We start from the raw sequence: 11637 nt of genomic DNA, 5'->3' as shown, positions 1-11637 counted from the left end.
TTCCCTGAACGCCTTTTCTTAAAGCCAAATATGCAGCTTTTTTCATGGCTCTTCTAAAATGTGTCCTTTTTTCAATCTGCAAAGCAATATTCTCTGCTATTAATTGGGCATCTGTTTCTGGTGCATTAACTTCTCTAATATTTATTGAAACTTCAGATTTAGTTAAATCATTAACAAAACTCTTAATTTTTTCAACTTCTGATCCTTTTTTTCCAATTAATATGCCAGGTCTTGCTGCATATATATTCAGGGTTAATTTATTCATTTTTCTTTCAATTTCTATATTAGAAATACCAGCATAATATAGTTTTGCTTTTACTTCTTTTCGTATCTTTTGATCTTCCAGTAATTTATCTTTAAAATCATTTTTTGCAAACCATCTAGACGACCATGTTTTTATTATCCCAAGTCTTAAACCAATGGGATTAACCTTTTGACCCAAATTCCACCTCCTTTGCCAACACGAGTTTTATGTTTGTGGTTCTTTTCAGTATTCTACCTGCGCGACCCATAGCCATTGGTCTGTACCTTTTAAGCCTTATTCCATCATCAGCACACACTGTTTTGATATAAAATTTATTAGGATCTTCACCTTTTTCTAAACATCCTGCAACAGCGGATTCAACTAATTTTGAAAGTATCAAAGCACTTTTTTTAGGTATAAGTTTTAATATAGATATAGCTTCATTTGCTTTTTTGCCTTTTATTAAACCAACAACCTGCCTCACTTTTATAGGCGAGATTCTTGCTCTTGATAATTTAACTGTGTGTTCCACTACCTTACCCCCATGGTTAGTTTATTTAAAATTACTACTTACCTATCTTTTTTTGAACAACACCTTTATGACCTTTAAAAGTCCTTGTCGGTGAAAATTCACCTAATTTGTAACCTACCATATTTTCTGTAACATAAACAGGAACAAATTTTTTCCCGTTATGAACGCCAAAAGTTAAACCAACAAATTCAGGTATAATTACACTTCTTCTTGACCATGTTTTTATTATAGTTTTTTTGCCTTCTGCTTTTGCTTGATTTGCTTTTTTAAGCAATTTTTCATCTACAAACGGCCCTTTCTTTAGTGATCTAGCCATTAAACCCCCTAATTAATTCTTTTAATGATAAATTTGTCTGTACGTTTATTATGTCTGGTTTTGTAACCTTTTGTTGGTTTACCCCATGGTGTTACCGGTGTTCCACCCGTTCCCGTTTTACCTTCGCCACCACCATGTGGGTGATCAATTGGGTTCATAGCTACACCCCTGACATGTGGTCTTCTACCCATGTGTCTAACTCTTCCAGCTTTACCATAGTTTATATTATTATGATCAATGTTTCCAACCTGACCAATCGTTGCGTAACAATCAGCTAATACATACCTCATTTCACCACTTGGCAATTTTAATGTAACATATTTGCCTTCTTTAGCCATAAGTTGAGCAAAAGTACCGGCACTTCTTGCAAGTTTTCCACCGCCATTAATTTTTAACTCTATATTATGTACGAAACTACCTACCGGAATTTTTCTTAATGGAAGTGCATTTCCTACTTTTGGTTCAACATTTTCTCCTGCCTGCACTTTATCGTTGATATTTAAGCCAACTGGAGCCAAAATATACCTTTTTTCACCATCCTTATAAGATAATAAGGCAATTCTTGCGCTTCTGTTTGGATCGTATTCAATTGCTTTTACAACGGCTTCTATGTCTCTTTTGTCTCTTTTAAAATCAATTATTCTATATAGCCTTCTTGCACCACGACCACGAAATCTAGTGGTAATATGGCCTTTATTATTTCTGCCAGATTTCTTTTTTAAAACTACGGTTAGAGATTTTTCTGGTTCAGTTTTCGTTATTTCGCTAAAGTCACTAACGCTTGCAAACCTCATACCGTTTGTAACAGGCTTATAATACTTTATACCCATATCGTCCCCTTTTTATAAATTTATACTGTAGCCTTCTTTTAAAGTGACTACACATTTTTTTCGTGAATTCTTTTTACCTATAATACCGCGAAAAACTTTGACTTTTCCCTTATAGTTAATAACATTAACATCTTCTACCTTAACATTAAAAATAGATTCTATTGTTTTTTTTATTTCAGGTTTTGTAGCTTTAACTGGTACATAAAACTCATATTTATTTAATTCCTGCATCATAAGCGCTTTTTCTGAAACCACACGCCCTTTAATAATATCCCATTTATCCATTTGCAAATCTCCTGCTTAATTTTTCAAAAATATCTTTTGTTGTTACAACCTTAGGAAACCTCATTATATCATAGACATTAACTGTATCTACATTCCTTATCTCAACTGATCTTAAATTTCTCAAAGATAAATAAGCATTTGTCATATTTTTATCTAAAATAAATAACGATTTATCAGCATCGAGTTTTTTTACCAATTCAAAAGCAACTTTTGTTTTTGGCTGTTCAAAATCCAAATCGTTAAGCAAAACAAGTGTTTTTGCTTCAATATGATCTACAAGTGCTTCTAAAAATGCTTTTCTTTTTTCTTTTTTGTTTATTTTTAACTCAAAATCGGTTTTAGGTTTTGGTCCAAAAATTACTCCTCCTTTCCTAAACAATGGCGATCTAATCGAACCAGCCCTAGCTCTACCAGTACCTTTTTGTTTCCACGGTTTTTTGCCACCACCTGAAACCTCAGATCTAGTTTTTGTTGAAGCAGTCCACTGTCTTTTGTTTGCAAGCAATACACGAATTACTCTATTTACTAAGATACCAGGTTTATTTGAAGGTTTAAAGTTTAAATCGAAATCTATTTCTCCAAGCCTATTCGCATCTTTATCAAAATAATCAATTTTCATGATAACTTCTCCTTTTTCCTTAATAAGGTTACATAAGAACCTCTTGAGCCAGGTACTGCACCGATTAGCGCAATTATATTTTTTTCTTTATCAATATAAGCAATTTTTAGGTTTTTAATAGTTACTCGTTCGTTTCCTAAATGGCCAGGCATTTTTTTTCCTTTTATAACCCTACCAGGCCATTCTCTGTTTCCAATAGAACCAACTCTTCTATTAAACATAGAACCGTGCCCATCTGGCCCACCAGCAAAATTATGCCTTTTCATAGCGCCTGCAAATCCTTTTCCTTTTGAAATACCTATAACATCAATTTCGTCACCCACATTAAATATATCCATTTCAATCTTATCACCTAACTTAAAACCACTAATATCGTTTACTTTAAACTCTCTTAAATACTTTTTTGGTAAAGAACCACATTTTTTTAAATGACCTAATTGTGCCTTTGTAATTCTTGATTCTTTTGTATCTACAAAACCCACCTGTATAGCATTATATCCATCATTTTCTTTTGTTTTTATCTGGGTAACTACAGCAGGTTCGGATTCTAAAATAGTAACAGCAACTGCATTACCATTTATAAACATCCTTGACATGCCAATTTTTTTTGCAATTAATCCTATCATTTTTTACTCCTATACTCTATATATAAAGAGGCAGAGAAACCAAAAAGGTTTTTACCTCTTTTTTAAATTTTTAAAGTTTTACTTCTACGTCAACACCAGCGGCTAAATCAATTTTCATCAATGCATCAACGGTTTGTTGGGTAGCATCATCTATTTCTAAGAGCCTTTTGTGAACTCTCATTTCAAATTGTTCCCTTGAGGTCTTATTAATATGCGGAGACCTCAATACAGTATATCTGGAAATATCAGTTGGCAGTGGTATAGGACCTCTAATTGTAGCTCCTGTTCTTTTTACAGTTTCAATAATATCTTTTACTGATCTATCCAATATTTTTGCTTCATAAGCTCTAAGTTTAATCCTAATTTTTTGCGACATTCAAAACACCCTCACTTAATAATCTCAGTAACTACACCAGCACCAACAGTTTTGCCACCTTCTCTTATAGCAAATCTTGTTTCTTTTTCAAGTGCTATTGGAGCAATAAGTTCTACTTCCATTTCCACATTATCACCTGGCATAACCATTTCTACGCCTTCTTTCAAGTGAACTGTACCTGTAACATCTGTAGTTCTTACGTAGAATTGTGGTCTGTAGCCATTAAAGAATGGTGTATGCCTGCCACCTTCTTCTTTGGTTAGAACGTATACCTGAGCTTTGAATTTTGTATGTGGTGTAATGGATCCTGGTTTTGCAAGAACCATACCACGCTCTACTTCTTCTTTCTTTGTGCCTCGCAAAAGCACACCTACATTGTCACCAGGTAAAGCTTCATCAAGTATCTTTCTAAACATCTCAAGAGAAGTTGCAACGGTTTTTTGTGTGGGCTTTAGACCTACTATTTCTACTTCGTCACCTGTTCTAATTACACCGCGCTCCACTCTACCTGTTACAACAGTACCACGGCCTGATATTGTAAATATATCTTCAATTGGCATTAAGAATGGTTTATCTGCGTCACGTTCTGGTGTTGGTATATACTCATCAACCGCATTCATTAAGTCTTCTATGGCTTTAGTCCATTCGTTATCCGAGTCAGATTCCAGGGCTTTTAGAGCACTGCCTCTTATAACCGGTACATCATCGCCTGGGAAGTTGTATTTAGATAAAAGCTCCCTCACTTCCATTTCTACAAGATCAATTAGTTCCGGGTCATCCACCATATCTACTTTATTTAAAAATACCACTATGTATGGTACACCTACCTGACGGGCAAGCAGAATATGCTCTCTTGTTTGTGGCATTGGACCATCTGCTGCTGAAACAACAAGTATTGCTCCGTCCATCTGAGCAGCACCTGTGATCATGTTTTTGATGTAATCAGCATGCCCTGGGCAATCCACGTGTGCATAATGCCTTTTGGCTGTTTCATACTCAACATGAGAAGTATTTATAGTAACACCCCTTTCTCTTTCTTCTGGAGCGTTATCTATCTGAGAGTAATCTTTAAATTCAGCAAAACCTTTTTTTGATAAAACCTTTGTTATAGCAGCAGTCAGTGTAGTCTTACCATGGTCAACGTGTCCAATTGTACCAATATTAACATGAGGTTTGGTACGAACATATTTTTCCTTTGCCATAATGGAAACCTCCTAAACTTCTTTCTTTATTATTTTTTCTGCAATAGAACTTGGAACTTCTTCATATGTTGAAAACTGCATTACATAAGTACCACGGCCTTGTGTTATAGATCTTAATGTCGTAGCATATCCAAACATTTCACCAAGTGGTACGTCAGCTCTTATAACTTTAACACCTGACTTATCTTCCATACTCTTGATTTTACCTCTTCTTGAACTTAAATCACCTATAACATCTCCTAAGTATTGTTCAGGAGTAGAAACTTCAACATCCATAATAGGCTCTAATAGGTATGGTTTAGCTGCTTTAAGAGCTTCTTTAAAAGCCATAGAACCTGCTATTTTAAAAGCCATTTCAGATGAATCAACTTCGTGGTATGAACCATCTACTAATGTGGCCATAACGTCTATAACTTCATAACCAGCCAACACACCATTTTCTGCAGCCTCTTTAACACCTTCTTCAATTGCTGGTATAAATTCTTTTGGAATAACACCACCAACTATTTTATTTACAAATGTTATGCCTTTGCCTCGCTCTTGTGGCTCAACCTCAAGCCAAACATCACCGTATTGACCATGGCCACCAGTTTGTCTAACAAATTTACCTTGTTTTTTAACTTTAGCTTTAATACTTTCCTTGTAAGCTACTTGAGGTTTACCAGTATTAACATTTACATTAAACTCTCTTTTTAATCTATCAACAATTATTTCAAGATGAAGCTCACCCATACCGGATATAATTGTTTGGGCTGTTTCTTCATCAAATTTTATTCTAAATGTAGGATCTTCTTCTGCTAGTTTTTGCAAAGCATTGGATAGTTTTTCCTGATCTGCTTTTGTTTTAGGTTCAACAGCAATTGATATAACAGGCTCTGGAAACTCCATTGCTTCTAGTATAATTGGTTTTTCTTCTGCACACAATGTATCGCCTGTTGCTGTATATTTTAAACCAATTGCAGCTACTATATCACCTGTATGAGCTTCTTCTATATCTTCTCGTTTATTTGCGTGCATTAAAAGAAGCCTTCCAATTCTTTCTTTTTTCCCTTTGGCTGAATTTAATACATATGAGCCAGATTTTAAAACTCCAGAATATATTCTTAAATATGTAAGTTTTCCTACATACGGATCGCTTAATATCTTGAAAGCCAAAGCGCATAAAGGTTCTTTATCGTCAGGCATTCTTTCTTCTTCTTCGCCAGATAAATTTTTACCTTTAATACCACCTACATCGATTGGCGAGGGTAAATAAAGTGTAACTGCATCAAGTAGGGGCTGAACGCCTTTATTTTTAAAAGCACTTCCACACAATACCGGTGTACATTTACCTGACAATGTGGCTTTTCTTATAGCTTTTATTATTTTATCTTCAGAAATTTCTTTACCATCCAGATAATCCATCATCAATTCTTCATCAAAATCAGCTACCGTTTCTATTAATTTTGTTCTGTATTCGTTAGACAAACTCATAAGGTCAGCAGGAATTTCTTTTTCACTAAATGTAGCACCAAGCACATCAGAATCCCAAATAATTGCTTTCATTTTAACAAGATCAACAACACCTACAAAATTTGATTCCGAACCAACCGGAATTTGTAATACTACTGGGATAGAACCTAATTTTGTGTTTATTTCTTTAACAACATTAAAAAAATTGGCACCAGTTCTATCCATTTTGTTAACAAAGGCTATTCTTGGTACATTATATTTATTAGCCTGGCGCCAAACAGTTTCTGATTGTGGCTCAACTCCGCTTACTGCGCAAAAAACACCTACGGCACCATCTAAAACTCTTAAGGACCTTTCAACTTCAACAGTAAAATCCACATGCCCAGGTGTGTCTATTAAATTAATTTTATGGTTTTTCCAAAAGCATACAGTTGAAGCAGAAGTGATTGTGATTCCACGCTCTTTTTCCTGTTCCATCCAATCCATTGTAGCAGTCCCTTCATGGACTTCGCCTATTTTATGTGAAACGCCCGTATAGAATAGAATTCTTTCTGATGTTGTAGTCTTTCCGGCATCTATATGAGCAATAATTCCTATATTTCTAACATTTTCTAAAGGGTATGCTCTACTCAAAATACCACCTCACCACTTATAGTGTGCAAAAGCCCTGTTTGCTTCAGCCATTTTATGAGTATCTTCTTTTTTCTTTATTGCGCCGCCTCTGTTGTTGAAAGCGTCTAAAATTTCTCCTGCTAGTTTTTCAAACATTGTTTTTTCATTTCTTTGTCTTGCATAATTTACAAGCCAGCGAATAGCAAGACTAACCTGCCTTTCTTTTCTAACTTCTACAGGCACCTGGTATGTAGCACCACCAACTCTTCTCGGACGGACTTCTAGCTTTGGCATAATATTGTTTAGAGCTTGTTCAAATATTTCTAATGGATTTTGTCCAGTTTTTTCTTTTACAAGGTCTAAACTTTTGTAAAATATCCTTTGAGCAAGAGATTTTTTTCCATCATACATTATTTTATTAATAGTTTTTTGAATTAATATACTATTGTAGACCAAATCACTTTGTGTTTGTCTTTTCTCAGCCCTTCTTCTTCTCATTTACAGCACCTTCCTTGGGTTTTTTAGCTCCGTACTTTGATCTACCTTGTTTTCTATCGTTAACACCGGCAGTATCAAGTGTACCTCTTATTATATGATACCTGACACCAGGTAAATCTTTTACCCTGCCACCTCTTACAAGAACAATAGAGTGTTCCTGTAAATTATGACCTTCACCTGGTATATAAGCCGTTACTTCATATCCTGTTGTCAATTTAACCCTAGCAACCTTTCTTAAAGCTGAGTTAGGTTTCTTTGGAGTAGTTGTGTATACTCTAGTACAAACGCCTCTCCTTTGTGGACAACCCTGTAATGCTAAAGTTTTCGTTTTTTCTTTAACTTTCTTTCTACCTATTCTAACTAACTGGTTAATAGTTGGCACCCAATTACCTCCTTGAAATATTGGCTTGACTAAATTACCAATAAAACTTTTATTTGTCAAGAATTTTCATCTCAATATTCATATCATCAAATCTTTTTTGACCTGTCCCCACCGGGATTAACCTTCCCACAATAACATTTTCCTTTAATCCCCTAAGTGAATCAATTGAGCCACTTATAGCTGCATCTGTTAAAACTTTTACTGTTTCTTGAAATGATGCAGCAGAAATAAAACTATCTGTATTTAAAGAAGCTTTTGTTATACCCAGTAAACTGATTTTTCCTATTGCAGGTTTTCTGCCATTTTCTATAGCTTGCTGGTTTTTTCTTTCAAATACAAATTTATCAACTAAATCGCCTTCTATAAAATCTGTATCCCCTGAGTCTTCAACAATAATCTTAGACAGCATCTGTTTTACAATTATTTCTATATGTTTGTCATTTATAGATACACCTTGCAATTTATAAACCTGCTGTATCTCATTTACTAAATGCCACCTTAGAACTTTTTCACCTAATATTCTTAAAATATCGTGTGGGTTTATAATACCATCTGTTAGCGGATCACCTGCTTGAACCCTATCACCTGGGTAAACTAATATACGTTTATTCCTTGCAATCAAGTATTCTTTTTTTGCTTCCCCTTTACCTATTGTTGATGTTATAACAACCTTTCGTTTTCCTTTGATTTCTCCCTCATAAGATACTACTCCACTTATTTCACTTAATACAGCAGAGTCTTTTGGCTTTTTTGCTTCAAATATATCATTTAATCTTGGTAAACCACCGGTAATATCGGTGGTTTTTGTTGCTTCTCTTGGTATTTTTCCAAGCGCATCACCAGGCCTTACATAATCTCCATTTTCTTTTTGTAAAATTATGCCAGGTGGAAGATAATATTCTGCTTTTTCGTGAGTATTTTCTGATATTTTTACATTGCCATTCTCATCAACAATTTCAATTCGGGGTTTAAGGTTGATATTCTTGCTTTCAATTATTATATTGCTTTTTAAACCTGTTATTTTATCTATATCAACTCTTAGCGTTACATTGTTAACAATATCAACAAACCTTACATAACCATCTGTATCGACAAGCAAAAAGTCCGTATAAGAATCCCAATCTGCTATAATAGTGCTTGATAAATAAATTGATGGATCGGATTCCATAATACGTTTTTTAATAACATCATCGAAACCAGCTATTATGTCACCTGCCTTTACTTTGCTTTTGCTTTTAACAAAAACTTTACTACCTATAGATAGATAATATCTCTTTTTTAATGTGCCATTTTCATCTTCAATTATAATATGGGCTCCATGTTTATCTACAATATCGTTATCAAAATGATCGATTTCTACAAATGATTGTCCTTTTAATACAACAAATTTTACAATACCAGCCTCACTGGTTCTAATAAATCGTCTTATAGTATCATTATCTTTTACATATATTCTTGCTCCATAGGGTAAATTTTTTGGTACTGTATAAATTTCAAGTATTCTGCCAACCAGAAGATCACCTTCTTTTACTAACTGACCATTTTCAACATTAAAAATCAATTTTCCAACAACATTAGCATCATTTTGAATAATGTCTCTTTCGTTAATAAAATCAATTTTTCTAATATTGTAGTTTTCTTTATCGTCTATTTTTAATACAAAATCTGTTTTTGTCTGTTCAATGCTTACCACTCCTGTATTTAGACAGACAATTTGAGGTTCTATAATTAATACAGCTGCATCTCTTCTGCTTAATATAACATTATTGTTTTCCGAATTAACAGAAGTTCTTAAGTTAAAATATTTTACTATACCGCCTTTTTTAGTTTCTGCGTTCACTTTTTCCCCTGCTCTTAAAGCAGTACCACCCACGTGGAATGTTCTAAGCGTTAATTGAGTACCAGGTTCGCCAATAGATTGAGCGGCAATAATACCAACAGCTTCGCCAATTTCTACTTTTCTACCTCTAGCTAAATCCCTTCCATAACATTTAGCACAAACACCGTATTTTGCTTTGCAGGTTAGAACAGAAAATATTTTTACACTTCTTATGCCGGCTTCAACAATTTTTTCTGCTAATTCTTCTGTAATTTCCTGATTTTCTTTTACAATTAATTCTTGAGTTAAAGGACTAATTATATCTTCTGCGCAAATTCTACCTGTAATTCTTTCTTGAAGTGACTCAATTTCTTCACCATTTACAATTAAAGCACTTACTTCTAAACCTTCTGTAGTACCGCAGTCTTCCATTGTAATAAAAACATCCTGTGCCACATCAATAAGTTTTCTTGTTAAATAACCCGCATTTGCAGTTTTTAATGCAGTATCTGCAAGACCTTTTCTTGCACCGTGTGTTGAAACAAAGTATTCAATAACGTTAAGACCCTCTTTGAAATTAGATTTTATTGGTGTTTCAATAATGTCACCCGAAGGTTTTGTCATTAAACCTCTGATTCCAGCAAGCTGCCTCATTTGTTGCAGACTACCCCTAGCGCCAGAGTCTGCCATAATAAAAATTGGGTTAAAACTTTCATTATAGGCGCCACCCAATTTTAACATCATAACTTTTGATATTTCTTCTGTAACATTATTCCAAAGATCGACAATTTTATTGTAACGCTCTGAATCTGTTAGAAGACCTTGCTCATACTGATTTTGGATTTTTCTTGCCTCTTCTTCTGCATGTTCAATAATACTTGATTTGTCTTCTGGTACCAGTATATCGTCAACAGAAATTGATATACCAGATTTTGTTGCCATCTCAAAACCCATTTTTTTAATGTCATCTAAAAAAGCAACAGTGGTTGGTAAATCAGTATTTTTATAAATATACGAAATAAGGTTATTAAGATCTTTTTTTCCTATTGTCTTATTTATTAGTGAAAATGGCACTACTTTTGGTACAATTTCACTAAATAAAACCCTGCCTACTGTAGTATTAATAACTGTATTTTCAACTCTATATTTTATTTTAGCATTTAAATCTACCACACCATTTTCATAAGCCAGTCTTACACTCCAGGCATTTGCAAATATTGCTGACTCGCCCTTGGCGTTTTCTCTTGCTTTTGTCATATAGTAAATCCCTAAAACCATATCTTGTGATGGTACAGCTATTGGATTACCATGAGCAGGAGAAATAATATTATGAGAAGATAACATTATCACCTTTGATTCCAATTGTGCTTCAACGCTAATTGGAACATGCACAGCCATCTGATCTCCATCAAAATCCGCGTTAAAAGCAGCGCATACCAAAGGATGGAGTCTTATTGCCTTTTCATCAGTTAATACTGGATAAAATGATTGTATGGAAATTCTGTGTAATGTGGGTGCTCTATTTAGCATAACAGGGTATTCTTTTACAATATCTTCCAGCAAATCCCACACTATAGGTTCTTTATCTTCTACAATCTTTTTAGCATTTTTCACAGTTAATGCGTGACCTTCTTCTATTAGTTTATTATAAATAAATGGTTTAAATAGCTCATAGGCCATAATTTTTGGCAAACCGCATTGATCAATTCTTAGGTCCGGACCTGCTACAATTACAGACCTTCCAGAATAATCAACCCTTTTACCCAGAAGATTTCTTCTAAATCGTCCTTCTTTGCCTTTTATAGTATCACTAAGTGATTTAAGTGGTCTGTTGTTTGATGCCC

The 11637-nt window shown here is 34.2% G+C and carries 13 protein-coding genes; all 13 read right to left on the bottom strand.

The features are described from left to right. On the bottom strand, nt 1-442 hold a 442-nt coding region (rpsC, locus tag Q0C22_RS02045; RefSeq protein WP_291490422.1), incomplete at its 3' end, for a 30S ribosomal protein S3. Then, complete coding sequence (gene rplV / locus Q0C22_RS02040) at nt 426-776, bottom strand: 50S ribosomal protein L22 (RefSeq protein WP_291490421.1); 351 nt, start codon at nt 774-776, stop codon at nt 426-428. The genes rpsC and rplV, both read right to left, overlap by 17 nt. Before the next feature lie 34 nt (nt 777-810). After that, on the bottom strand, nt 811-1092 hold the full coding sequence (gene rpsS, locus Q0C22_RS02035) for a 30S ribosomal protein S19 (protein WP_291490420.1): 282 nt from the start codon (nt 1090-1092) through the stop codon (nt 811-813). A gap of 8 nt (nt 1093-1100) precedes the next feature. Next, nucleotides 1101-1922, bottom strand: a complete 822-nt coding sequence (gene rplB / locus Q0C22_RS02030) for a 50S ribosomal protein L2 (protein WP_291490419.1) — start codon at nt 1920-1922, stop codon at nt 1101-1103. 12 nt (nt 1923-1934) lie between these two features. Then, a complete protein-coding gene (gene rplW / locus Q0C22_RS02025) occupies nt 1935-2207 on the bottom strand; it encodes a 50S ribosomal protein L23 (RefSeq protein WP_291490418.1) in 273 nt (90 codons plus the stop codon). Further along, nucleotides 2200-2826, bottom strand: coding sequence for a 50S ribosomal protein L4 (gene rplD / locus Q0C22_RS02020; RefSeq protein ID WP_291490417.1), 627 nt, complete (start codon nt 2824-2826; stop codon nt 2200-2202). The genes rplW and rplD overlap by 8 nt, the downstream gene beginning before the upstream one ends. After that, nucleotides 2823-3452 (bottom strand): 50S ribosomal protein L3, encoded by a 630-nt coding sequence (gene rplC / locus Q0C22_RS02015; RefSeq protein ID WP_291490416.1) that lies wholly within the window; start codon nt 3450-3452, stop codon nt 2823-2825. The genes rplD and rplC overlap by 4 nt, the downstream gene beginning before the upstream one ends. Nucleotides 3453-3522: 70 nt before the next feature. After that, nucleotides 3523-3828: a 30S ribosomal protein S10 gene (gene rpsJ / locus Q0C22_RS02010; RefSeq protein ID WP_291490415.1), complete on the bottom strand. Its 306-nt coding sequence runs from the start codon at nt 3826-3828 to the stop codon at nt 3523-3525. A gap of 11 nt (nt 3829-3839) precedes the next feature. Next, nucleotides 3840-5030 carry an elongation factor Tu gene (gene tuf / locus Q0C22_RS02005; protein WP_291490414.1) on the bottom strand — a complete coding sequence of 397 codons (1191 nt, stop codon included), beginning with the start codon at nt 5028-5030 and terminating at the stop codon, nt 3840-3842. 12 nt (nt 5031-5042) lie between these two features. Beyond that, on the bottom strand, nt 5043-7115 hold the full coding sequence (gene fusA / locus Q0C22_RS02000; protein ID WP_291490413.1) for an elongation factor G: 2073 nt from the start codon (nt 7113-7115) through the stop codon (nt 5043-5045). Between the two features lie 9 nt (nt 7116-7124). Further along, complete coding sequence (gene rpsG / locus Q0C22_RS01995; protein WP_291490412.1) at nt 7125-7592, bottom strand: 30S ribosomal protein S7; 468 nt, start codon at nt 7590-7592, stop codon at nt 7125-7127. Then, nucleotides 7573-7974, bottom strand: coding sequence for a 30S ribosomal protein S12 (rpsL, locus tag Q0C22_RS01990; RefSeq protein ID WP_025391450.1), 402 nt, complete (start codon nt 7972-7974; stop codon nt 7573-7575). The genes rpsG and rpsL overlap by 20 nt, the downstream gene beginning before the upstream one ends. 49 nt (nt 7975-8023) lie before the next feature. Next, nucleotides 8024-11637: DNA-directed RNA polymerase subunit beta' (gene rpoC, locus Q0C22_RS01985; RefSeq protein WP_291490411.1), on the bottom strand; the 3614-nt coding region annotated here is incomplete at its 5' end.

Origin of the sequence: Desulfurella sp., assembly GCF_023256235.1 — a bacterium.
In the GTDB taxonomy this organism is placed as follows: domain Bacteria; phylum Campylobacterota_A; class Desulfurellia; order Desulfurellales; family Desulfurellaceae; genus Desulfurella.
This window is presented reverse-complemented; position numbering and strand designations above follow the sequence as displayed.